The organism is Cryobacterium sp. Y29 (assembly GCF_002929825.1).
Lineage (GTDB): Bacteria > Actinomycetota > Actinomycetes > Actinomycetales > Microbacteriaceae > Cryobacterium.
This window is the reverse complement of sequence record NZ_PJJN01000024.1, coordinates 36,087-59,348: the sequence shown is the minus strand read 5'-3', so window position 1 is coordinate 59,348 and position 23,262 is coordinate 36,087. Positions and strand designations below refer to the sequence as shown.

Below are 23,262 nucleotides of genomic sequence, written 5' to 3'. Positions count from 1 at the left end.
ACCATGGCCATAATCGACCGCAACATGACGCCGCCTCGGCCAGACTCTTCTCCCGCCCACGGCGAGGTCGCGCCTACGTCTGCTGCATCCGTCAACACGAGCCGGTTTCGGCGAATAATGAGCCAGATTCCCGGTCCCCTGATCGGCCTGATCGTGATATTCGTCGCACTCTCATTCCTATCCCCGTACTTCCTGACCCCTCGCAACTTGCTCAATATCCTGAGCCAGGTTTCAGCTGTCGGCGTCATGTCAGTCGGAGCGCTACTGATCATCCTCCTGGGAGGTATCGACCTTTCCGTTGGCTCCGTGCTGGCGCTCAGCTCGATGTCCATGGCCGCAATGTACAAAATGGCCGGTTGGCCTTTCGAAGTCGCGCTCCTCGCGGGCCTTATCGTGGGCGCCCTCGTCGGCCTCATCAACGGCATCCTGACCGCCTACGGCAAACTGCAACCGTTCATCGCAACGCTGGCAACTATGTCCGCAGCGGCTGGCCTCGCGTTGTTCATCACGAATGGCAACCCAATCACGGGGTTCCCCGACTGGTTCATTGCGATCACAGCTACGAGCATTCTCGGCATCCCTATCGAGGGCGTTATTCTCGTCGCGATATTCGCTATTGCGGCATTCTGGCTCAAGTTCCGGCCGTCGGGCCGTGCGCTCTATGCGATCGGCGGAAATGAGGAGGTGGCTCGACTTTCCGGACTTCCCGTGCGCCGCGCCAAAATCTTGGTCTATACCATCGCCGGATTACTAGCGGCAGTAGCAGGCCTCCTGGTCACATCACGACTCGACTCCGCTCAGCCCACCGCTGGCGCTGCCGACCTTCTGAACGTTATCGCCGTAGTGGTCATCGGCGGTGCCAGCCTCTCTGGAGGGTCGGGCAGCCTCCTTGGCACGTTCGTCGGACTCCTCATCATCGGAGTCCTGAATAACGGAATGTCGCTTCTGAACGTCTCCGCCAATCTCCAGCCCGTGGTTATTGGCGCCGTTATCGCCGCCGCGGTACTCACTGACCGAAAGTCGAGCAGAAGGCACACATGAGTACATTCGCCTCAATCACCGATCCCACCGACCTCGACGCGATCCGCGCGGTCATCGCCTCTACAGCCGACGCGGTCGACCTGGTTCCGCTCAGTATCCGGGCACTCGTGATCTCGCCCCAAGCAAGCTTCGATTTAGTCCCAGCGGTGAAAAGCCTGGTAGCCGACGGACCGACAGGAACGCGTCGAGTCGCAGTGCTGGTCGATGAGACGGCCATCCTGCGCGACGGCCGTGACCTGAAGCAGCAACTGTGCGAGCTCCTTGCCGAAGCGTTCGCGATCGAGATTGTCGTGCTCGGCCACGGGGGACAGCTGCACGCAGACGAAGACGCGCTCGAAACTGCGACGGCTGCTATCAAAGGGTATGACTGCGCCGTCGCGATCGGTAGCGGTACTATTTCCGACATCGGGAAAGTGGCCACCGACCGCCTGGGTGGAATCCCGCTCGTGATCGTGCAAACCGCAGCATCCGTCGACGGCTTTACCGACAACGTCTCGGTGGTCCTGCGCAATGGGGTGAAGCGCACTATCCCATCCCGGTGGCCCGACGTCGTGCTCGCCGACACCACGACAATCGCAGACGCACCCGTTGCCATGAACACTGCCGGTTTTGGTGAGGTGCTGTCGCTCTACACCGCTCCCGCCGACTGGGAACTCGCCAACCGCCTGGGCTTCGACAACAGTTTTCGGCTGACCCCGAGGGATTTTCTGCTCGAGTTCGCTGGCGACCCCGCCACCTGGGCAGACGGCCTCGCCGAGGGTGCACCGGGAGCCGTGCTTGACCTCACCCGGATGCTCGCCATTCGTGGAATGGGCACAGGGATTGCGGGTACTACGGCCTGCCTCTCCGGCGTTGAGCACGTCGTTTCGCACATGCTCGACATGTATGCCGCCGCCCACAATTTGCCGACCGGCCTCCACGGAGCGCAGGTTGGCGTTGCAACTCAGGTTGCGTCCGCAGCGTGGGACCTCTTGCGCCGCCGAGTGGCCGAGGGTGAGTTCACAGTACGTTTCCCCGCTGCGAGCGACCTCGAACAGCAGGTGAAGCAAGCGTTCGATGTATGCGACGAGACCGGCGGTCGCGGTGAAGAATGCTGGTCCGATTACGCCCGCAAGATCAAAGCGTGGAACGCCGACCCGGAGCGCATGAAGGGCCTCGTCGCCAACGCGGTCTCGGATGGCGTCGCGATTGCTGCCACGGTCCCCACGCCCGCGTCGTTGTCTGCCGGTCTGCTTGCTGCGGGGTCACCCACAACGCCGGGTGACCTTGTCGAATGGGTCACCCCGGACATCTGGCGGTGGGCTGTCGCGAATTGCCTTTTCATGCGCGACCGCTTCACGGTCATCGACCTGCTCTTCCTCCTTGGCTCGTGGACGCCGGCCGACGTGGACGCGGTGATTGAGCAGGCCTTTCAGGCGGAGAGTGAGCCGACGTCATGAGCGATGATCGCGTGGTCATTGCGGTGGACTGCTCAACCACCGGCGCGAAAGCGAGTGTCTGGAACGCGGATGGCACCGAGGTTGCCAGTGGGCGGGCCGAACTTGACTTGAGTATCCCCGCGCCGGGGCGCGGCGAACAAGATCCGCGCCAATGGTGGACAGCTATGCAAAGCGCGGTGCGCAGCGCCGTCGCGGGCCTCGACGTCAGGCGGGTTGTTTCCCTATCCGTGACCCACCAGCGCGAGAGTTTCGTGTGCCTCGACGACGACGGCGAAGCCGTGCGACCCGCGATGCTGTGGCTCGATTCCAGGGCCGGCGAGCAAGTGGACCGGTTTGGTTCGGCCGATGTACACGACCGCACCGGTAAACCACCGAACACAACCGTTTCGTACTATAAATTGCTCTGGATGGCCGAGCATGAACCCGAGAATTTGCGTCGTACGGCGCACGTCGTGGAGGTGCATGGCCATCTGGTGCACTGTATGACCGACCTCTGGGCGACCTCGACGGCAAGTATGGACCCCACCGGCCTCGTCGACATTCGAACCGGCGACTACGACCCGGCCGTCCTGACGCACCTCGGTCTCGACCGCTCTCAACTGTCGACCCTGCACTTTCCTGGAGACGTCATCGGAGGTCTCACCGTCGATGCCGCCGAACTTCTCGGTCTGCGCCCTGGCACGCTCATCGTTGCGGGAGCCGGTGACGGACAGTGCGCCGGCCTCGGCGCGGGGGTCGCGGCGCCGGGGCGGGCGTACCTCAATATCGGTACCGGCCTGATCTCTGGAACGTATTCCTCTCATTACCAGCCCGACAGGGCGTATCGAGCGATGCTGGGTACGATTCCGGGCAGCTTCGCGTACGAGACCTTCGTGGGGGCGGGCACGTACATGGTCTCCTGGTTCATCGATACGTTCACTCATTGCTCGGAGGAGTTTCGCGGCGGGGTTGAGGTGACCCTCGAGTCCGAAGCGGCGGTCGTGCCTCGCGGCAGTGACGGCCTGTATGTCGTTCCCTACTGGAACGGAGCGCTCACGCCGTACTGGGACCATGAGGCCCGCGGCATCATGGTGGGTCTCCAGGGCGTGCACCGTCGCGCCCACATTTACCGCGCAGTACTGGAGGGCGTTGCCTTCGAACTGCGGCTAAGTCAAGACCAGGTTGAGCAAGCAACGGGGGACACCGTGGAAGAGTTCGTTGCTATGGGAGGCGGCTCGCAATGCCCGCTTTGGTGTCAGATAATCGCGGATGTTCTGCGCCGGCCCGTTGTATTGTCGCGCCAGAGGGAAACTACCTGTCTGGGCGCTGGCATGCTCGCGGCCTTTGGGGCGGGACTTTTTCCCAGCATCCGCCACGCCGCCGAGGCCATGAGTGCCACCGAGTTCCGATATGAACCCGACCCGAAAGCAGCCGACGACTACGAAGCGCTCTACCGCCGATATGCAGCGATCTACCCCGCGTTCCGTTCCTTCTTCCACGACCGGATCGAAGTGATGGCGTGAGTGAAACGACGGCGACCAGCCTGAGCTTGCCCGCGGCGCGGACGGATGACGACGCACCGCGGGCGCTGCCCGAACGGGTCTACGACGCCTACCTGTTCGACCTGGACGGCACCATTTATCTGGGCGAGGAGCTTCTTCCCGGAGCGCTCCAGCTCCTTACTCACCTTCGCGAGACGAAACGTCGGGTGGTGTTTCTCTCGAACAACCCAACGCTCGACCGGGCAATGTACGTATCCAAACTCACGAAACTCGGCATTCAGGTCGCGCCCGAGGAGGTTGTCAACTCAGTGGTGAGCATGGTCGCCTGGCTCAGGCGTGAACACCCCGGTAAGACGGTCTACCCGATTGCTGAACAACCGCTGATCACGGCGCTGCGGGATGCGGGAATCCCTACGTCGTCGAACCCCGATGAGATAGACATCGTCTTGGCGAGCTACGACCGAGGGTTCGACTATTCCAAGCTTCAGATCGCATTCGACGCATTGTGGAAGCGGGATGCGATCCTTGTGGCGACCAACCTGGATCGCTATTGCCCGTTTCCTGGTGGCCGCGGTGAACCTGACGCGGCGGCGATTGTCGCGGCGATCGAGGCGTGCACCGGCGTGTCCTGCGTCGCCAACGCCGGTAAGCCCAGCGTGATCATGCTGGAAACGGTGATGGCAACCCTGGGGCTACGGCCTGAGCAATGCCTCATGACGGGCGATCGGCTCTATACGGACGTGAAAATGGCCGTGGATGCCCGGATGGACTCCGCGCTCGTGCTCACCGGAGACGCCGACCTCGACTCGGTGGCGCGCACCGCTGCAGCGGACCAGCCCACCTACATTCTTGACCGAGTGGACCATGTCATTCCGGCGGCCGTACGGGATCAACTCGGTTGGTCTGATGTCCCATCAAAATCGCTTGCAGTGGGACACAGAAGTGCGTAGCATAGTGTTTCATAACACGAATGAATATGCACTCGTGAACGCAGACGAAGACGTCGAGAGAAAGGCGGTTCCCAATGGCCGAACTGGCACGCGATACCCTGCGTGAAATGCAGCTGCGAATGTTGAGAATCCGAGCGTTCGATGAGCGCGCATCCAAGATGGTGAAACGAGGCCACATTCCCGGCACTGTTCATACCAGCATCGGGCAAGAAGCGCAGGTTGTCGGCGCCACGATGGCTCTTGGTGCCGGTGATTACATGAGTGGAAACCACCGCAGCCACGGGCACCCCATCGGAAAAGGTTCACCGCTCGGCCCACTCATGGCTGAACTCGTAGGCAAGGCGACGGGCGTCTGCAAAGGCAAGGGCGGCTCGCTGCACCTCGCTGACTTCGCGGTGGGAAGTCTTGGCGAGTCCGGCATTGTGGGGTCGTCCATCCCGATTGCCAATGGAGCAGCCCTGTCGTCGAAGGTGCTGAACAACGGCAAAGTAGCGCTCGCCTTCTTCGGCGATGGAGCCGCCAATCAGGGTGTCCTCTACGAGTCGATGAACATGGCCGGCGTGTGGGACCTCCCGATGATCTTTCTGTGCGAAAACAACCAGTACGCGCTGAGCACTCCGGCACACACCGTAACATCGGGCATCATTTCCGAACGTGCCGCTGGATTCGGGATGCCCGGAATCAGAGTTGAAGAAGGACAAGATGTTCTGGCTGTCTACGATGCGGTCTCCGAAGCCGTAGCACGAGCGCGCGCCGGGGACGGTCCCACACTGGTCGAGGTCATGACCTATCGGTACAACGAACACTCCGAAGGGCTGAGGCTGGGCACGGACTACCGAAACGCAGGTGAGCGCGAGGCGTGGTTGAAAAAAGATCCCATCGTTCTCTTTCGTCACTATCTGGCATCTCAGGGATTCTCTGACGATGAGCTCGATGGCCTCCAGGCAACCGCGCTCGCCGAGGTCGACGCGGCTGTTGCATTCTCGGACGCGAGTCCTTACCCCGATCTTTCGGTCGCCTTCGACGACCTCTACACCGACAAGGAGTCCGCAGCATGACTGTGATGAGCTATTTGGGTGCTATTGGCGCAGCCCAGCGCGAGGCCATGGACGCCGACGAGCGCGTCATCATCATCGGCGAAGACGTCGAAGCGAATGTCTATGGCACTACCGGCGGCGGCAAATCCCGCAGCGACAAAGGCGATTTTCTGCAGCGGTATGGCAAGAATCGCATTCGCAACACTCCGATCTCCGAGGAGGGCATTGTCGGCGCTGCCGCTGGCGCTGCGATGACTGGGCTGCGCCCGATAGTCGACCTCTCCTACTCGAGCTTCCTGTACATGGCCATGGACCAGTTCGTGAACCAGGTGGCGAAAAACCGGTACATGTTTGGCGGCCAGGCCTCGATGCCCGTAGTATTCCGCTCCGCTATGTTCTATGGACTGAACACCGGCGCGCACCACTCGGACCGTCCGTATCCGATGTTCATGAACGTCCCCGGACTGAAAATCATTGCCCCTGCCACGCCCGCAGACGCAAAAGGGCTGCTCCGCTCCGCGGTCGATTCCGACGACCCAATCCTCAGCTTCGAGGCCTGCCTCCTGTGGAGTGCAAAGGAGGACGTTGACGAGAACGAGTTTTGGATTCCGCTTGGGGTCGCACGCACGGCGCGGGAAGGAACGGACGTCACCGTCGTAGCTATCTCGAGCTCAGTGCCAGAGGCCGTGGCTGCAGCAGAAGAACTCGCACGGGAAGGAGTGTCCGTCGAGGTCATTGATCCGAGAACGCTCGTTCCACTCGACCGTGATGCCATTTTGCGGTCGGTGGCGAAGACTGGGCGTTTGGTGGTAGCCGAGCCGGCGCACCGCACCTGTGGTGCAGCGGCAGAGATCAGTGCCCTCGTCGCGGAAGAAATTTTTGATTCTCTCAAAGCCCCGATTATTCGTGTGACGGCACCGGACATGCAAATTCCTTTTAGCCCCTCGCTCGAAAAGCAGATGTACCCGACGAAGGCCACCATTGCGGCCGCCATTCGGCGCGTCGTCGACCTGCCGGCGCTTCAGCCGGTCGCAGCCGCAGTTTAATAACGAAAGAGGAACCCAATGGCGCGTATAGATGTGTTGCTTCCCCAGTGGGGAATGGGAATGAGTGAAGGGGCAATCGTCGAGTGGCTCAAGAAGGTGGGCGACCACGTCGATGAAGACGAACCTCTGGCGGAGGTCGAGGCGGAGAAGGTTGAGGAAACTCTCGAGTCACCTGCCACGGGCACCCTGGTTGAGATCTTGGTCGAGGAAGGTGCCTCAGTCGAGGTCCGCACCATTCTTGCTGTGATTGAAACCGACTAAACGCGGGCCTCAACGAAAACAACGAAGGAGGAGGAGCTATGAGCGCATCTTTAGTGAACGCCGGCGACACCCGCGCACCCTACGATCTCGTCGTCGTGGGTGCTGGCATTAATGGACTCGGCATTGCGCGCGACGCTGCTGCGCGAGGTTTGCGAACCATCGTCATCGACCAGGAAGACATTTGCAGCGGCGTGTCCGCGTGGTCGGGCCGACTCATTCACGGTGGTCTCCGATACCTGGAGCATAAGGACTTTGCCTTGGTTCGCGAATCCCTGAAGGAGCGCGAGCGTCTCTTCAAGCTCGCTCCGCACCTCGTGAAGCCTGTGCCGCTTCTCATGCCTTTCTACGCCCGCAACAAGCGGCCGTCGTGGTTGATCCGCCTCGGCATGATCGCCTACGACGTACTCTCGTGGGACAAGAAGCAACCCAATCACAGCATTCTGACGAAGCGCGCGGTGCTGTCCCGCTTCACCGGGATGGAACCTGCCGGACTCACCGGTTCCGCGGTCTTCATCGACGGTCAGGTTGAATATGCTGAGCGCCTCTGTGTTGAACTAGCGGTGGCAGCTCAAAGTGACGGGGCCGACATCGTCACCCACTCCCGCGTCGATGGGCTGTTGAAGTCCGATTCTCGAGTGAGCGGCGTCGAGTACACCGATTCGATCACGGGAGAACGTCATTCTGTGCGCGGACGGGTGGTCATGAACGCCGCTGGACCGTGGGTCGACCGCCTGCTGGCTGATTTTGGGGGAGTCAGTTCACCTCGATTCATCGGCGGCTCCAAAGGCAGCCATATCGTCGTGGCTCCCTTCCCCGGGGCGCCTCGCGACGTCGTGTACTACGAATCGCAGGCCGATGGCCGCCTGGTCCTCGTCATACCGTGGATGGGCAGATACCTCATCGGATGCACGGACAACCTCTACGACGAGGAGCCGGACTCTGCTCGCGCAGAACAGTCGGAAATCGACTACCTTCTCAACGAGGTCAACACTCTGGTGCCGGGCGCAAAACTGAGCACCGACGATGTTCTTTACACATACAGCGGAGTGCGACCACTGCCCTACGCTCCCGGTGTGCCCGAATGGAAGATTCCGCGCAGTCATATCATCCACGACCACGCTGACGACGGCGTCGAGGGCCTCTTTTCCGTCATCGGGGGTAAGCTCACGACCTTCCGGCAGCTCTCAGAGGACGCCGTCGACCTGGCGCTTCGCAGTCTGGGCGCCAAGAAGGTCAAAACAATCACTTTGACGAGCCCACTTCCAGGTGCTCGAGTCGCAAACTATGAGACGTTCTCAAAGGCGTTCATTGCGAACGGCGCTCTGCCACCGTTAGTGGCGAAGCGCCTCCTCGCTCTGTACGGAGTGCGGGCATCGAACATAGTGGCTCTCGTGAGTAACGATTCCAGTCTTGCTGAGATCGTCGACGAGAAGTCGGGGGCTCTGGCTGCTGAAGTAGTCTTCGCCATCACTGAAGAATTTGCCCGAACTCTCACGGACGTCATGGCGAGACGTCTCCTGCTGGCGTTTGAACCGGATCACGGCATCGAGGGCGCCGAGCGGATCGCGACGATCATGGCGGCGATCAACGGCTGGGATGAAGACCGTATCCAGAATGAGATCGACGGCTACGTTGAGTGGCTCGGCCACCTAGCAGTCCCCGGCCGACCCACAGCGCAAATTCCAGTTCGCGTGACATCCGGAGAACGCGAAAGTGGGTTGACCGTCGGCGACGTCGCCCTCCAGGGCGGGGCAGACCTATGACGGGCCGCTATGTTCTCGCGCTCGACGAAGGGTCGAGCAGCGCGCGGGCGGTCCTCGTCGATACGGACGGGCGGATCGTCGCGGAGGCATCAAATTCGCTCACGCCCCTTTTTCCCAACCACGGCTGGGTCGAGCTTGACCCGGCCCAACTGTGGACTGCGATGCGGGCAGCGATCGACGAGGTAATGGACCGGTCGGGGCTGACGGCGCGCGATATCGCAACGGTCGGGGTGACAACTCACCGGGAAACCTGTCTGATCTGGAATCGTTCTACCTCCATCCCCGTCCACAACGCGATCATGTGGTCTTCGCATCAGACCGATGAGATCGTGCAGCGCTGGTCAGACATGGGGCTCGACGCCGAGATCCGCACGCGCACCGGGCTCCGGAACGACTCGTTTTTCTCAGCCCCCAAACTGGCCTGGTTCATCGAGAATGTCCCAGGACTCAAAGCACTTGCAGGCACGGGCGCCTACGCTGCCGGAACAGTCGATACCTGGCTTGTCTGGAACCTCACCGGTGGGCGCGAGCACGTCACCGATGCGACATCAGCGTCGCGAACGGCATTGCTCAACATCGATGAACTCGCGTGGGACGACCGACTATGCGACGTATACGGAATCCCTCAGGAGCTTCTCCCCGAGGTACGTGCTTCCAATTCGCACTTTGGCTACCTTGACTCCAGCATTCTGCCCGATGGTGCGGGTCATTACATACCCATTCAAGCGATCATCGCTGATCAACAGGCCGGGCTCTTTGGGCAGGGATGCTTCGACGAGGGTTCAGTCAAGAACACATTTGGAACCGCTGGCGTGCTCGTCGCCAACGTCGGGAGCAGCCCGCTGCTCCTGGCCGGCATGACTACCAGCGTGGCGATGAACATTCCCGGGCTCACCAGCTACGAAGTCGAAGGGGTGGTATTCCACAGCGGGCAGACGCTCCATTGGCTACGTGACAAGATGCGCGCAGTTGGATCCATAGCGGAGATGGAGCGCATCGCAGAACGGGTCACAGATACCCAGGGCGTCTACTTTGTTCCCGCATTCGCCGGCCTCTGCGACCCTTACTGGGACAAAGACGTCCGCGCATCAATTTTTGGGTTGACTCTTGACACGGGCATCGACCAAATTGTTCGCGCGGCACTCGAAGCCATGGCGTACCAGACGCGCGACAACCTTGATGCGCTGCGCGCCGGCGGTATGAACGTGACGTCGCTGAAGGTAGATGGAAAAGCAGTCTGCAACAACTTTCTGTGCCAGTTCCAAGCAGACATCCTCGGCATGCCGGTCGTTCGGCCGGAAGGCCTCGAACGCACCGCTCTCGGAGTCGCCTATATTGCCGGAGCGGAGGTTGGTCTGTGGAACGCGCAAGATCTCGTGCGCGAAACGTGGCGCGCGGAGCGAGTATTCGAGCCCCGTATGAGCAGCGATCGCCGCGACCAGCTCTACGGCGGTTGGCAGGCCGCCGTGCGATCCGCGCGCATGATGCCGCCGGCACCACCTCACCCGACTAACGGGACGGTTTCAAATTCCGTCCCGATACTGGCCGCACACTGACGTGCTGGTCCCACACCTAAACCAATCGAGAGGATCATGATGACCACGAAGACAGCCGAAAACTATGTTGCCCGCGCCCGAGCAGGCGGCTATGCAGTAGGTGGTTTCAATATGCACAACCCTGAGACCACGCAAGCACTGATTGAAGCGTCGATTCTCGCTCAATCACCAGTTTTCCTGCAGGTTGGGCGGGCGATCGTTCCTCATCTGGGCCTCGAGGCCGCGTACCGCATGACCCGTCATGAACTCGACGTTACGGAAGCGGATGCGGTTATCCACCTCGACCACGGTACCTACGATGAGGTCTTCGAAGCTCTGCGTCTCGGATTTGACTCGATCATGTTCGACGGCTCCCACTTGCCGTTCGAAGAAAACTTGAAAACTACCCGCTACGTCGTTCAGGTGGCACATTCATTCGGCGTTCCGGTGGAAGCCGAACTGGGCAGCATTCCCGATGCATCCAACGGTATCGACTGGTCGGCGCACTACACCAACGTCGACGAAGCCGAAAGATTCGTCGCGGAAACCGGTGTCGACTTTCTGGCGATCTCGGCAGGCGTGATGCACGGCATCACGTCCGGTGACCCCCTGCCCCTCGACATCGAACGAATCCAGCGCATTCGAGATGTGACGGGTGTTCCCCTCGTTCTGCACGGAGCGTCGGGAGTGCCGGAGTCGGATATCAGCGCTGCGATCGCGGCTGGCGTGCACAAGCTGAACGCCGACACTGATCTCCGCCATGCCTTTCGCCGCGGTATTGAAGAGACTTGGGCGCAGGGTGACCGCCAGCTCGAAGACGCCATGCTTGAGGGAAAGCGCCTGATGATCGAAGCGACGATCGCAAAGATGCGTGAATACGGGTGTGCCGGTGCCTCGACGACCGCCGTTTTGACCGAAGCGCGGGCGTAATGACGCAACCACTAGAACTCGACGAGGGTGAGCGTACCGAGCTGAAAGGCATGCGTCGAACCGCAGCGCGGCGCATGGTCACGGCGTGGGAAGCGCCGGTGTTCCACCTCACGGTGGAGGTCGACATGACGGAGGCATCACGTGCCAAGCTCGTCGTGCCGGGGGCGACAGTGACTGACGTGCTTGTTCGCGCAACCGCGCATGCTCTGACCGTGGTGCCGGCGGTAAATGTTCACGTCGACGGTGAAACGGTCGTATCTTTTCCACGAGCTCACATCGGAATAGCGGTCGCCACAGAGAAGGGTCTGACAGTACCGATTATTCACAACGCCGATCAGTTGGATCTTGAAGAGATCGCTCAGCGCAGGCGCGACATCGTCGGCCGTGCACGTTCCGGCGGACTGGGGCGCGACGACATCACCGGAGGAACGTTTACGATTTCGAATCTCGGCATGCTTGGGGTAATCCGCTTTGATGCCATCGTGAATGCGCCCCAAGCTGCGATCCTGGCGGTTGGGGCCACGATCCGCCGAAATGTCTGGACTGAGGATGGCGGGGGTTGGCGTCCCATCGCCGAATTGACCCTAACGTCGGATCACCGTGCTCTGGATGGCGCGGTTGCAGCCGAGTTTCTCGAGGCGTTGAAGACGAAACTGGAAGCGCCGCTCTAACAACGTGCATTCGGTGGCGGCGACTCGCGTTGCGGGCCGCCGCCACCGGCGATTACTCCTGCAGGAGTCGGTCTGCCGTTTCCATATCTGTGATCAGGGTGTCGATCCAGTGGCCGCGCAGGGCCGCGCGCACGGCCTCGTATTTTGACCTTCCACCAGCGACGGCAAATCGTCCGCCGTTGGAGGGAAGCTGGGCCAAGGTCACACCGATCACCAGGGAATCAAGCTCGCTCTCGAGCGGGATTCCCTCCGCGTCGATGAACCTGAGGTTGATCTGTCCGACGGCGCCGAGCGACTTTGCCATTTCGAATTGTTCTACTGTGAAAAAGTTGCCGCCCGGTTCCAACGGTGCATCGATATTGCAGGTGCCAATACCGACAAGGGCAATGTCCAACTCATCTAACGCCGCGATCGCTTCGCGGGTGTGCGCGTCATAGCTAATCATTGCATCACGCACTTCCGCAGAAGACAGAACCCCGGGAGCGCGGATGAACAGGGGGTCACCTCCGATCAGGTCGGCAAAGCGCTGCGTGGAACGGGTGGAATCATGCTGCGACTGTGGCGGGCCGACGTCCCCGAGCATCTCGACGATGCGCGTGGCACTGGACGTCTTTTTTTTCGACGGTTCGAGGGTAGCCACGAGTGAACGCAGTGACCGGCTCCATGACGTGAAGCCAATAGTTTTCCCGGACAATTGCATTGACGAGAGGATGAGCGCGGCCGCCTCTCCGAGGTCGCGATTGATGCCGGACTCATCGTTTGGATCCAGCGCCTCCACGATGTGAACCTGGGACAAGCCATAGCGCTTCTGGAGATCTTCTTCGACCTCTGCGTGCAGGCCCTCGGGGATGACGACAATCGTTCGCACAATTTTTGCTTTCTCGGCGGCTTGAAGCAGCCGAGAGACGCGGGCCTGCGATATGCCCAAGGTCGAAGCGATCTCGATCTGTCGAATGCCGTGGGTGTAGTACATCCGCGCCACTTTTGTCATGAACCGGCGCGGTTCTAGGTCAGTAGCCACAGCTTCTCCCATCACTCAGTTACCAAAATAGTATCAAGATTCGTCGGTTGCAAGAATATCCATTTCACTCTAGACTCCGGGTTTAGGTTTATTCAGTTCCCGGGGGCGAGGAAATCGACGAATGGCGATCCCACATCAGTCCCTTCAGGTTGGTTTTGATAGAACGCACTTCACGGTGCAGAGGAGCACCGCCAGCTGATCAAACAATCTATCGATCTTCTCCGCCCAGATTTAGAGTTCGAGTCCTGCACGTAATGACGGAGGTGAACCAGAAGTTGCCCACTCGCGTACCGAAATTATCACTGGGTCGGGTCGGCACCACAGCGCAGGACGACATCGATGAATCCTTGCGCGTGCTGCGCGAGGTGCAAGCAGACGTCAATGCTCATGCTCGGATCAGGGCCTATCGCCCGATTCCCACCGTGGCATTCAGCCGACGTGAAAGCTTGATGCCTGAATTCGCCGCAGCCTCGGCGGCGGCTCGTGGGTTCGGCTTTGACCCAGTGATCCGCCTTGCGGGGGGACGAGCAGTGGCGTACGACCAGACGTGCCTGATCATCGATCTCATGGCCCCCTTGAAATTCTACGGTGATCACATAGCGGCCTTTGAAGCGGGAGCTGGTTGTTTTCGGGATGTGCTGGGCGACCTCGGCCTCGATGCTCGAGTAGGTCCCGTCGTCGGGGAATACTGTGCGGGGGACCATAGTGTCAACGCGCGAGGGCAGGTGAAGGTCGTAGGAATCGCTCAGCGCGCCATGCGCCGTGCCAGACTGCTCACCGCTTGCATCGTGTTGGAAAACCCTGAGCGACTGCGGCCAGTCGTCGACGCGGTCTACGGTGCAATGAAGCTTGACTGGTCCCCAGCGAGTTTGGGGAGCGTCCGCGGCGAGGGGGTCCAGGGAACACTCGACGAAATCGTGCTCGAGCTTGTGACCGGGCTCCAGCAGCGACATTCGAAATGGGCGTATCCGCAGATATCCCATATTGACGATCCGGGTGCGTAAGTAGTCTGGCATTCGAGCGCAGGAAGCTGCGCGAAATACCCCCGTCAGTTGGGCATCATCGAATGTTGTACAGTGCCCTCGCCTCGTCCGGCGTTGCTATGGGCCGGCCGACTTCCCTGGCGATTTCCTGGGCCTGCTGCAGCAGCTCCAGGTTTGTCGGATTGCGAGCCGGATCATAAAACAATTCCAGTCCGGTCTTGATGTGGCCGCCGAGCTCGATTGCCCTGCGGAGGATCGAGGTGTCGTCGAGTGAGCCCTGACCCCAGATCGAGATATACCAAGGGTGTTTGACTTTCGCCTCCTCGATCATCCAGAGGTAGTAGTACAGGCTCTCGAGACTTGGCTTCATGCCGTTCGTTCCGATGGGATCTGTGGCAGTCAGACCGTAGTCCCCGATGAGATAGAAATCCCACATGGAGCCCGGCGTGGAGAGTCCCTTGTTGACGTAGTGCATGGCGTGGCGAAGGTGGCCCGGTTCGTAGACGCCGAAGACCATGGGGGTGCCGTGCGCACGCAGCATCCTGATTTGGCTGCCAACGCGTTCGTAGTTAAACCCGAATTCGGGGCCAGCGAGGTAGCCCTCGGCATCCGTTTCTGTGGCGAATAGGGTCAGTCCGGTGTCGACACAGGCAATGCGAACGTTTGCCTTCTCGACGAGGAAGGGGACGTGCTGAAGGCCGTTCTCGTCGCCTTTGAGGCGGAGGTTGTTGCAGGTCGTGGGGTACCAGGTGATGTCAGGGTGCTTGTGCAACACCTTGTCCCATGTGCGCATATAGTCCTTGTACGCGTCTTCGCCCATGAGGTCGAAACTGGTGTTGTGGGCGTGGATCGCACCGGCTCCGGCTTCCCAGCATCGAATTGCGTCTTCCGCGATCTCATCGTAGGAAATCGGGGTGTTCGGGTTCATTTCTTTCGTACGAATGCCGTTAATATGAGACTCGATTATGACGGGGTAGTCCCAGTTGGGCTTCATATCCGCATACTTGTCGAGGGCAGTGACCATGGTTCACTTCTCTTTCTCGAGATGACTGCATCCGAAACGGTCTAGTGCTTCGTCCGAACCGGACGACGATACTTGGGCCAGTCCACCTGTTCCTTCCGGACTGCCGCGATTCGTTGACAGATGGACTCCGGATGAGATATAAAATGAATATACACGCAGTCGCTGAATAAAAAATACTCCGCGTGTGCGACACGGAACAAGGAGGTTCTAGTTTGTTGGACTCGTTTGATGTTCGTCCGTACGAGATCCGCATCCCCGACGCGGATCTTGACGACATGATGGAGCGGCTGAAACGGACTCGATTCCCCCAGGACTTTGGGAACGAAGACTGGCGCTATGGCTACAATACCGAGTACCATCGCACCCTCATCGACTACTGGATCAATGAGTATGACTGGCGCGCTGTGGAGCGTCAGATGAACGAACTCCCACACTTCAAGGTAGACGTGATGGGCGTTCCCCTGCACTTCATCCATGTGCGTGGCAAAGGTACCAATCCGAAGCCGCTGCTTCTCCACCATGGCTGGCCGTGGACTTTCTGGGACGTCCGCAAAATCATCGAGCCTCTCACGGATCCGGTTAAATTCGGCGGCGTGGAGTCTGATTCGTTTGACGTGGTTCTCATCTCCCTGCCCGGCTATGGGTTCTCCTCGCCTCTGACAGAGACGGGGTGGAATTTCTGGAAGACCGCCGATCTTGAGAACGTTCTCATGAAGCAGATCCTCGGGTATGACCGCTACGCCACCGCGGGAGGAGATTGGGGTGCGCTGATCGCACAACAGCACGGGCACAAGTATGAATCCGATGTCATCGGCGTCTATACGCACTTTCCCGCGCAGATGTCGCACTATCTCGCAAAGCATCCCGACCAACCCGAGGGCATCGTGTACGACCCTGCTTTGGGATTGCCGGCGGCGAGCGAGTACTCCGTTGACGAATCCGGCTGGTTCGATCGGGGAAAGTTGTTCGTCGAGAACGAGAGCGGCTACGGTGAGCTCCAATTGACGAAGCCACAGACGCTCGCGGCGCTCGTCACCGACTCGCCTGCAGCCCAGCTGGCCTGGATCACCGAAAAGCGGTACTTCTGGGGCCTCGCGGAACGCGGTAGCGGCACCGAGGCATTTGAGAGTGTCTGGCCAAAAGAAGACCTGATCACGACCGCCGCGGTGTACTTTCTCACCGGAACGGGCGGAACGTCCGCCCGGTACTACTGGGAGTGCCGAGGCAACCCGTGGACTCCGAGTCACAACCGGTTCCCGGTCGTGGGAGTACCGACCGCCGTCTCGATCTACCCGGGCGAGATATACAAGCCGCCGAAAACCTGGACGGAGAAGTACTTCAACCTCCAGCAATACCGGGTTCACAAGAGCGGTGGTCACTTCGCTCCTTTGGAGGAACCGGAAATCTATGTGACCGACGTTCGGGATTTCTTCCGCACTTTGCACTGACGCACGATTTGTCGGGGCTGAATCTAACGAATCGGTCACAGGTGAAGAATCACGCGAAATTTTCTTGTGTGCGCAACGCATCGCCTCTATCCTCACAATGAATCAAAAAAAATGCACTGAATAAAAATGCACAGGACGTAGTCCAAGCCTCACCCACCAACAAGGAGTCAAAGATGTCTCTGAAACACAATCGCGGTGCGCTCGTTCGATTCGCCGCCATCGCCGCTGTCGCTGCGCTCGCACTCGCCGGGTGCACGTCGACCGCGAGTGGAGCCGGAGGATCTTCTTCCTCCGGCCCCATTGCCAAGGAGGACCTGGTCCTCGTCGCATCCGTCATCAACACCACCAACCCCTACTTCATCGCCAATATCGAGGGGGCTAAGGCTCTTTCCAAAAAACTCGACATTCCGCTCGAGATCATCGACTCGCAGGGCTCGTCGCAGACTGAAATCTCAAAAATCCAGGCGATTTTGGCGCAAGGCAAGAAGGTCGTGATGTTCGTCAACACCGTAGCGAGCTCGGACACCCCGACGATCGTGGACGCGGTGAAGCGTGCCGGTGGCTACGTATCGATCTGGTGGAACAAGCCTGACAACTTCGAGCCCTGGGACGCGGGCGACAACTTCGTGGCCTTCCAGAAGCACCCCGGCGTGGACTCGGGTCGCTGCAACGCTCAGGCGATCGGCGACGCGCTCGGCGGCAAGGGCAACGTCATCATGTTCCCCGGAGTGCAGGACAGCACGACCAGCCAGACGCGCGTCGCCGGCTTCGAAGCCGAAATGCGTGAAAACTACCCCGGGATCAAAATTCTCGAGAACCAGCCCTCGAACTGGGACCCACAGCTCGCTAACCAGAATGCAAAGGATCTGATCGCCAAGTACGGAGATCAGATCAATGGCGTCTGGAGCGCCGATGACGGCATGCAGCTCGGTGCGATCCAGGCCTTTGACGACGCGGGCTTGCTGGACAAAGTGAAGTTCGCCTCCGACGGCCTGTATCCCGACACGGTGAAACTAATGAAGGAGGGCTATGGAAATAACGCCATCGTCGGTGAGACTTTCCACCGCGGCTACATGGCCTCCGCCATCGGTCTATATACGGCCTACCTGGCAGCGACCGGAGAAATCGTTCCGTCCGAACTGCCGAAGGAGAAGCGCACGAGCTTCTTCGACATCAAGTGTGTAACGCCCGAGACCCTGGGCGACTACCTGAAGTACGACACCCCCACCGCTGCAGCTGATTTCGTCGACCAGCTCGTCGAGAAGGGCCCGTGGGATACCGAGCCGGCAACTCTGATCGGCGGCGGTGGACCCGAGGTCCTGCCCAAGCCGTAGCATTACGGCCACCTGATCCGGCCCTCGTCTGATCGACGAGGGCCGGATCAGGCACATCACCATTATGTGATCGGTATCAACGAGGAGATTTCTCATGGTTCACAAAGTCTTGTCGGAACAGGGCGCGGGTGGCATAACCACCACCGCGATCAGGATCCGCGAGTCCGGCATCGAGCGCCGCGCTCGGTTCCGTGGTCTCGCCGAGCCACTGAGTTTACTCGTGGCCCTCGCCGTTCTTATCGGTGTGTTTTCCCTGCTCAATGAACGTTTTCTGACCGCGTCCAACATTCAGAACGTACTCACCCAGTCCGCCATCCCCTTGATTGTCGCCGTGGGCGCGACTTTAGTCATTCTCCTCGGCTCCATCGACTTGTCCGTGGAGGGGGTCATGGGGGCAACCGGGATGACCTGGATACTCCTGAGTAACAACTCGCGCGGGGGAGCAGACCTGGGGCCGTGGGCTTGGGTTATCGCCCTCGGCGTGGCCCTCCTGCTCGGAGTCGCCAGCGGTCTCATATTCACCGCACTGAAGGTTCCCTCATTTATCGTCACTCTGGGGATGTGGTACGTCGGGCTAGGAATCGCCACCATGCTGTACGGAACCGACCTTCTCCCTCGTCTCGAGGATGAAGGACTCAAGGGCTGGACCTCGCGAATTAGTCTTGGCCTTCCTAACTCCTTCTGGGTGGCGCTGCTCGTCATCGGTCTGGGCATACTCGTTCTCCGCAACACCCGGATCGGACGCGTGACCCTTGCCATAGGAAACAGCGAGACGATCGTTCGCTCGGCGGGCCTTCCCGCTTTCCCTGTGAAGGTCGCCGTCTTCGCCATCGCCGCTGTGCTGAGTGGACTCGGCGGCATCCTCGCCACTGTTCAACTCGACATCGGGTCGCCCACAGTCGGCTCCGGAGTGCTCTTCATCGTCATCCCTGCAGTTGTCATCGGAGGAACTCACCTCGGCGGCGGAAAAGGGGGAATCCTGCGCACCGTATTGGGCGTATTCCTGCTGACGATCCTCAACAACGGACTCATCCTCTCCGGCGTCGAGTCGAGCTATCAATCGGCCGTCACCGGCGCAATTCTGGTCGCAGCCATTGTGTTTGCCGCATGGTCGCAGCGTGACAGATTGCGGGTGGCAAAGTGAGCGACGTGACCACAACTCCTGCTGTGCTTCACCTGAACAATGTCTCCAAAAGCTTTGGATCTAATCGTGCCGTTCGAGGAGTGTCCCTGAGCATCCAACCCGGTGAGGTTATTGGACTTATCGGCGAGAACGGCGCGGGCAAGTCTACGCTGCTGAAGATCTTGTCGGGCAACTATCGGCACGATGAAGGGACAATCGCGGTCAACGGACGGGAAGTCCAGTTCCGCGGGCCAGCCGATGCCCTGCGCGCGGGGATCGGGGTCGTTCACCAAGAGCAATCACTATTCACGAACCTCACTATTGCCGAAAATATTGAGGTCAACACCCCAATCGGCCGAGGCGGTGTCAACCGGCTTGGGCTCTACAACTGGCGACGCCTCTACGCGGACGCGGCACAGGCTCTCGACCTGATCGGATCGCACTTGAATCCGAAGACGCGGGTCAGCGACCTGTCCTTCGTCGATCGCCAGATGGTCGAAATCGCACGGGCGATCCGGGTGAGTGCCGCCAGTCACACGACGCCTCTCGTGATCCTCGACGAACCGACCGCGATTTTGGAGAGGACGGAGACCGCGATCCTGGAGAGGGAAATCTCCAAGCTTCGCGACATCGGCTCGGTAATCTTCGTCTCGCACCGACTCGACGAGGTTATGCGGATTTGCGATCGCGTCGTCGTCATGCGTGACGGTGAATTGATCGCCGACCGCGCCGTCGATGACGTAACCGAAGAGGAACTATTCCGTCTCATGGTCGGCCGGGAAACTCACGCTGCCGTTCGAAGCCGGCGCAGTATCGATCCGGCGAATAGTCCAGTCATCTCGATCCACGACCTCACCCGGGCGGGCTCCTACGCGGATGTGTCGATCGATGCCTACCCCGGCCGGATCCTGGCCATCCTGGGTACCAGCGGCTCCGGCCGCGAGTCCGTGGCGCGAGCGATATTCGGCGCCGAAGGCTTCGATTCCGGATCGGTCTCGATCGCGGGCTATTCTGGGCGCCAGTTGTCCATCAAGAAGGCCGTTGCTCTTGGTGTGGGCTACGTCCCCGCGGAGCGGAAGACAGAAGGAATGGTGGGGGAAATGCCGGCGGATCAAAATATCACGCTCACGCATCCCGGCTCCGCAGCCCTCGGGCCGTTCGAGCTTCCCCGACGCAGGCTGTCTCTGGCACGTGCGTGGTTTGAGAAGCTCGACATTCGGCCTCGCGAGCCGGAGCACATGCTGCAGGACTTCTCTGGCGGCAACCAGCAGAAGGTCGTCCTCGCCAAGTGGTTGAATTCCTCGCATCTGAAGGCTCTCGTGCTGGACCATCCGCTTCGAGGCCTCGACCCGGGCGCGGCCGAAACCGTGAATGCGCAGATTCGGTCGGTATGCGATGAAGGAACCGCGATCATCCTCATTCCCGACACGATCGATGAAGCGCTAGACATCGCCGACGACATCGTGGTGATGCGAGACGGCCGGATCTCAGGCGTCTTCGACCTCGGGCACGACAATCCCGCGACCCTGGACCTGCTCGAAAGGATGCTGTGATGACCAAGATTGACAGCGAGAGAACGAAGGTCGCCGTTCCTGCCCGCGGAAAGTTGCCGTCCGTGAAACGCATCGGAGGCTGGCATGCGGTTGGCCCAATCGTCATCTTCCTCGCGATACTCATCGTTGTTGCCATTCTCACGCCAGCATTCATCGGGAGTGGAGGACTGGCGATAATAGCGTCGTCGTCGGCCCCTATCCTTTTGCTGGCACTCGGGCAGGCAATGGTGCTCAACGTCGGGTCGATCGACCTGTCGAATGCCGCGATTGGCCTGCTGGGAGCAATCCTGCTCGCGCTCACTCTCGGGCCCGTAGCGGGATTATCGCCGGTAATCGTGCTCCTGGCCACCACCGCCTTCGGAGCCGTGAACGGTTTGATCGTCGCCTACGCGCAAGTACCGTCCTTCGCCCTGACACTTGGCACGCTGGGAATCTTTCAAGCAGTCGCGCTCGTAGCCAGCGGCCGGACGACGGTCTACGTCGCCAGTAACGGGGAGGGCATTCACGCGCTTTACGAAAGCGGAATCGCGAATGTGCCGATGACATTCTGGATGGGCGTGCTTCTTGCGGTCTCTCTCTGGGTACTTTTGCGCTATACCCGCGTCGGCCGCGGAATGACAGCCATCGGCAAGAACGAATCAGCCGCGATCTTCTCTGCGGTTCGAACCCGGTCCCTCAAGGTGCTGGCCTTCGCTCTCTCGGGGTTCGCCGCCGGACTCGCCGGCATCGCGATCATCGCGCAGGCGGGGTCTGCGTCACCCACAGGGCTGGGCAGCGACCTGCTGCTTCCCGCCATCGCCGCAGCTCTGATCGGAGGAACGTCAATCTCCGGGGGTGTCGTCAATCCGCTCACAGTAATTTTCGGAGCGTTGACCGTTGCCCTGGTTCCTATCGCGACGACCGCAGTCGGCATCGACGCCCAGGCACAGAGCTTGGTCTATGGCGCGGTCATCATCGGGGTAGTTGCCCTCACCATGTCGCGCAACAAATCAAGCATTGTCAAGTAAGAAACGAGAGGGATCACATATGTCTGCAGTGGACGTCATCGAAGCGACCAACTCTGGCGTGCTCAGGGACCTCGCACCCCGCGAGGTATTCCGATTCTTCGAAGTGCTCACGAGCATCCCCAGAGGGTCAGGGAACGAGGAACAGGTCGCCAACTGGGTCGTAGATTTCGCGCGCTCGCTCGGACTCGAGGCGACACAGGATGACCTGCACTGCGTACTCGTCAAAAAGCCAGGGCAGGGAGGCCTGGAGAAGGCAGCGCCGCTCATTCTGCACGGCCACCTGGATATGGTCTGCGAAAAGGCCGAAGGTGTCGAATTCGACTTCCTGAACCAACCGTTGAGCCTCGTCGTCGACGGCGAGTACATCTCGGCGACGGGAACGTCTCTGGGGGCGGACAACGGAATCGGAGTGTCCTACATCCTCGCACTGCTGGAATCGAAGGACATTCCTCATCCGCCGCTGGAGGCAGTCCTCACAGCCATGGAAGAGAAGGGAAAGGTGGGGGCCGGACAGTTCAACGTCACCCAACTCGCTGGGCGCCGCATGATTGACTTCAACTGGATAACCGACAAAGAGATCCTCGCGGGGTGCAGCGGGGACGTGACGTTCACAATTGATGTCCCGGGGGAGTTCGAACCAATACCGGATACCTTGACCCGCGCGCGCTCGCTGGAGGTGCGCGGGCTCAATGGTGGTCACTGCGAATTCGACATTCAGTTGGAGCGGGCGAACGCCCTGCAGGTGCTGGCCCGCGCGGTCCACAGGCTGTCCGGTGAGCATGAGGTGCGCATTGCCGATCCGTTTGGCGGTGCTCAAAATAGTGCGATCCCGGCCGATGCCTCCGCCGTCATCCTCTTTAAGGACGCGGACACGGATGCGATCGAGGCTCTCATCGCCGAGCTAGACGTAAATCTCAAGAGTGAGTACCAGATTTCTGACCCCGCCATTCGCGTCGAGCTGAAGGATGCAGTACGTCCTAAAGTTGCATTTTCGCATGCCGCCGGGCTCCGGCTCATGACCGTTTTGCGCCTTATCCCTCAGGGGGTGGTCAGCTGGAATCTGCATGTCCCCGGTCGCGTGGAGACGTCGAACAATGTCGGAACGTTGCGTCCGACTGCTGACGGTGCACGTGTGATGTCGACGGTCACGTCGGCCCTGACCACGAGGAAACACGAGTTGATCGAGCGAGTACAGGCGCTCGTGGCGCTCGCCGGTGGTGGTGTCGTCTGTGATCTCTACGGCCTCGACGCCCCGGAGTTCCCGTATCGTCCGCAATCCCAACTCCTGGCAACGGCATCTGCGGCCTATCGTGACGTGCTCGGCAAGGAGCCCAACGTTGAGGTGTCTCAGTGCTCTCTTGAGCTCGGCATGTTCAGCAGGAGGGTGCCCGTCGACGATATTATCTCGATCGGCACCGAGCTTCAGGCCCTGCATTCCTCCGCGGAGAGGGTGAATCACAAGTCCGTGGAACGTGTCTGGCCGCTGATCAAGATGGTCGTTTCGCGACTGGGATAGGCAGGGGCGGTCCAGGGACAACGAGGTTGCGGGTCATTTCCGCCTATCACACAGAGAACGCGATTCTGCGACGCGAAGGTGACTCAGGGCAGCCGTCCG

At 60.2% G+C, this 23,262-nt stretch carries 20 protein-coding genes; 18 read left to right on the top strand and 2 right to left on the bottom strand.

Annotated features, from left to right (window positions below; all coding sequences use genetic code 11):
- Positions 1 to 3: 3 nt before the first annotated feature.
- The 11 genes from CXY74_RS02070 (at position 4) to CXY74_RS02020 (ending at position 12,154) form a co-directional block, all read left to right on the top strand.
- Positions 4 to 1,041 carry an ABC transporter permease gene (locus CXY74_RS02070; protein WP_233193157.1) on the top strand — a complete coding sequence of 346 codons (1,038 nt, stop codon included), beginning with the start codon at positions 4 to 6 and terminating at the stop codon, positions 1,039 to 1,041.
- Complete coding sequence (locus CXY74_RS02065) at positions 1,038 to 2,480, top strand: iron-containing alcohol dehydrogenase (protein WP_104198894.1); 1,443 nt, start codon at positions 1,038 to 1,040, stop codon at positions 2,478 to 2,480. Before CXY74_RS02070 ends, CXY74_RS02065 begins: the two co-directional genes overlap by 4 nt.
- Positions 2,477 to 3,982, top strand: a complete 1,506-nt coding sequence (locus CXY74_RS02060; RefSeq protein WP_104198893.1) for an FGGY-family carbohydrate kinase — start codon at positions 2,477 to 2,479, stop codon at positions 3,980 to 3,982. The genes CXY74_RS02065 and CXY74_RS02060 overlap by 4 nt, the downstream gene beginning before the upstream one ends.
- A complete protein-coding gene (locus CXY74_RS02055; RefSeq protein ID WP_233193156.1) occupies positions 3,979 to 4,911 on the top strand; it encodes an HAD-IIA family hydrolase in 933 nt (310 codons plus the stop codon). Before CXY74_RS02060 ends, CXY74_RS02055 begins: the two co-directional genes overlap by 4 nt.
- Before the next feature lie 74 nt (positions 4,912 to 4,985).
- A complete protein-coding gene (locus CXY74_RS02050; protein WP_199183119.1) occupies positions 4,986 to 5,969 on the top strand; it encodes a thiamine pyrophosphate-dependent dehydrogenase E1 component subunit alpha in 984 nt (327 codons plus the stop codon).
- Complete coding sequence (locus tag CXY74_RS02045) at positions 5,966 to 6,994, top strand: alpha-ketoacid dehydrogenase subunit beta (RefSeq protein ID WP_104198892.1); 1,029 nt, start codon at positions 5,966 to 5,968, stop codon at positions 6,992 to 6,994. Before CXY74_RS02050 ends, CXY74_RS02045 begins: the two co-directional genes overlap by 4 nt.
- Before the next feature lie 18 nt (positions 6,995 to 7,012).
- Positions 7,013 to 7,255 (top strand): biotin/lipoyl-containing protein, encoded by a 243-nt coding sequence (locus tag CXY74_RS02040; RefSeq protein WP_092341282.1) that lies wholly within the window; start codon positions 7,013 to 7,015, stop codon positions 7,253 to 7,255.
- 38 nt (positions 7,256 to 7,293) lie between these two features.
- Entirely contained in the window at positions 7,294 to 9,018 is a 1,725-nt protein-coding gene (gene glpD, locus CXY74_RS02035; RefSeq protein WP_104198891.1) for a glycerol-3-phosphate dehydrogenase, read from the top strand.
- Positions 9,015 to 10,574, top strand: a complete 1,560-nt coding sequence (locus CXY74_RS02030; RefSeq protein ID WP_104198890.1) for a glycerol kinase GlpK — start codon at positions 9,015 to 9,017, stop codon at positions 10,572 to 10,574. The genes glpD and CXY74_RS02030 overlap by 4 nt, the downstream gene beginning before the upstream one ends.
- A 39-nt stretch (positions 10,575 to 10,613) precedes the next feature.
- Positions 10,614 to 11,483: a class II fructose-bisphosphate aldolase gene (locus CXY74_RS02025; RefSeq protein ID WP_104198912.1), complete on the top strand. Its 870-nt coding sequence runs from the start codon at positions 10,614 to 10,616 to the stop codon at positions 11,481 to 11,483.
- Positions 11,483 to 12,154 (top strand): 2-oxo acid dehydrogenase subunit E2, encoded by a 672-nt coding sequence (locus tag CXY74_RS02020; protein WP_104198889.1) that lies wholly within the window; start codon positions 11,483 to 11,485, stop codon positions 12,152 to 12,154. Before CXY74_RS02025 ends, CXY74_RS02020 begins: the two co-directional genes overlap by 1 nt.
- Positions 12,155 to 12,206: 52 nt before the next feature.
- Here the strand turns inward: CXY74_RS02020 and CXY74_RS02015 are convergent, their stop codons facing one another.
- Entirely contained in the window at positions 12,207 to 13,175 is a 969-nt protein-coding gene (locus tag CXY74_RS02015) for a sugar-binding transcriptional regulator (protein ID WP_158252275.1), read from the bottom strand.
- 254 nt (positions 13,176 to 13,429) lie between these two features.
- Here CXY74_RS02015 and CXY74_RS02010 point away from each other — a divergent pair, with 254 nt between their 5' ends.
- A complete protein-coding gene (locus tag CXY74_RS02010) occupies positions 13,430 to 14,179 on the top strand; it encodes a lipoate--protein ligase family protein (protein WP_104198887.1) in 750 nt (249 codons plus the stop codon).
- 55 nt (positions 14,180 to 14,234) lie between these two features.
- Here the strand turns inward: CXY74_RS02010 and CXY74_RS02005 are convergent, their stop codons facing one another.
- The gene (locus CXY74_RS02005; protein WP_104198886.1) at positions 14,235 to 15,182 is read right to left on the bottom strand and encodes a 3-keto-5-aminohexanoate cleavage protein; all 948 of its coding nucleotides are present in this window, start codon (positions 15,180 to 15,182) and stop codon (positions 14,235 to 14,237) included.
- A 212-nt stretch (positions 15,183 to 15,394) separates the two neighbouring features.
- Here CXY74_RS02005 and CXY74_RS02000 point away from each other — a divergent pair, with 212 nt between their 5' ends.
- From CXY74_RS02000 to pepD, 6 genes are all read left to right on the top strand, one after another.
- Positions 15,395 to 16,630: an epoxide hydrolase family protein gene (locus CXY74_RS02000; protein WP_146070026.1), complete on the top strand. Its 1,236-nt coding sequence runs from the start codon at positions 15,395 to 15,397 to the stop codon at positions 16,628 to 16,630.
- Between the two features lie 173 nt (positions 16,631 to 16,803).
- On the top strand, positions 16,804 to 17,964 hold the full coding sequence (locus CXY74_RS01995) for a sugar ABC transporter substrate-binding protein (RefSeq protein ID WP_104198884.1): 1,161 nt from the start codon (positions 16,804 to 16,806) through the stop codon (positions 17,962 to 17,964).
- A gap of 94 nt (positions 17,965 to 18,058) precedes the next feature.
- Positions 18,059 to 19,108 carry an ABC transporter permease gene (locus tag CXY74_RS01990; RefSeq protein ID WP_104198883.1) on the top strand — a complete coding sequence of 350 codons (1,050 nt, stop codon included), beginning with the start codon at positions 18,059 to 18,061 and terminating at the stop codon, positions 19,106 to 19,108.
- Positions 19,109 to 19,113: 5 nt separating this feature from the next.
- A complete protein-coding gene (locus CXY74_RS01985) occupies positions 19,114 to 20,640 on the top strand; it encodes a sugar ABC transporter ATP-binding protein (RefSeq protein ID WP_146070025.1) in 1,527 nt (508 codons plus the stop codon).
- Positions 20,640 to 21,647 (top strand): ABC transporter permease, encoded by a 1,008-nt coding sequence (locus tag CXY74_RS01980; RefSeq protein ID WP_104198881.1) that lies wholly within the window; start codon positions 20,640 to 20,642, stop codon positions 21,645 to 21,647. Before CXY74_RS01985 ends, CXY74_RS01980 begins: the two co-directional genes overlap by 1 nt.
- 19 nt (positions 21,648 to 21,666) lie before the next feature.
- A complete protein-coding gene (gene pepD, locus CXY74_RS01975; RefSeq protein ID WP_104198880.1) occupies positions 21,667 to 23,163 on the top strand; it encodes a beta-Ala-His dipeptidase in 1,497 nt (498 codons plus the stop codon).
- The last annotated feature ends 99 nt before the right edge of the window (positions 23,164 to 23,262 follow it).

Coding starts and splice junctions, on each gene's coding strand:
- CXY74_RS02070 (WP_233193157.1), top strand. CDS start 4: ATGGCCATAATCGACCGCAACATGACGCCGCCTCGGCCAGACTCTTCT.
- CXY74_RS02065 (WP_104198894.1), top strand. CDS start 1,038: ATGAGTACATTCGCCTCAATCACCGATCCCACCGACCTCGACGCGATC.
- CXY74_RS02060 (WP_104198893.1), top strand. CDS start 2,477: ATGAGCGATGATCGCGTGGTCATTGCGGTGGACTGCTCAACCACCGGC.
- CXY74_RS02050 (WP_199183119.1), top strand. CDS start 4,986: ATGGCCGAACTGGCACGCGATACCCTGCGTGAAATGCAGCTGCGAATG.
- CXY74_RS02045 (WP_104198892.1), top strand. CDS start 5,966: ATGACTGTGATGAGCTATTTGGGTGCTATTGGCGCAGCCCAGCGCGAG.
- CXY74_RS02040 (WP_092341282.1), top strand. CDS start 7,013: ATGGCGCGTATAGATGTGTTGCTTCCCCAGTGGGGAATGGGAATGAGT.
- glpD (WP_104198891.1), top strand. CDS start 7,294: ATGAGCGCATCTTTAGTGAACGCCGGCGACACCCGCGCACCCTACGAT.
- CXY74_RS02030 (WP_104198890.1), top strand. CDS start 9,015: ATGACGGGCCGCTATGTTCTCGCGCTCGACGAAGGGTCGAGCAGCGCG.
- CXY74_RS02025 (WP_104198912.1), top strand. CDS start 10,614: ATGACCACGAAGACAGCCGAAAACTATGTTGCCCGCGCCCGAGCAGGC.
- CXY74_RS02020 (WP_104198889.1), top strand. CDS start 11,483: ATGACGCAACCACTAGAACTCGACGAGGGTGAGCGTACCGAGCTGAAA.
- CXY74_RS02010 (WP_104198887.1), top strand. CDS start 13,430: ATGACGGAGGTGAACCAGAAGTTGCCCACTCGCGTACCGAAATTATCA.
- CXY74_RS02005 (WP_104198886.1), bottom strand. CDS start 15,182: ATGGTCACTGCCCTCGACAAGTATGCGGATATGAAGCCCAACTGGGAC.
- CXY74_RS01995 (WP_104198884.1), top strand. CDS start 16,804: ATGTCTCTGAAACACAATCGCGGTGCGCTCGTTCGATTCGCCGCCATC.
- CXY74_RS01990 (WP_104198883.1), top strand. CDS start 18,059: ATGGTTCACAAAGTCTTGTCGGAACAGGGCGCGGGTGGCATAACCACC.
- CXY74_RS01980 (WP_104198881.1), top strand. CDS start 20,640: ATGACCAAGATTGACAGCGAGAGAACGAAGGTCGCCGTTCCTGCCCGC.
- pepD (WP_104198880.1), top strand. CDS start 21,667: ATGTCTGCAGTGGACGTCATCGAAGCGACCAACTCTGGCGTGCTCAGG.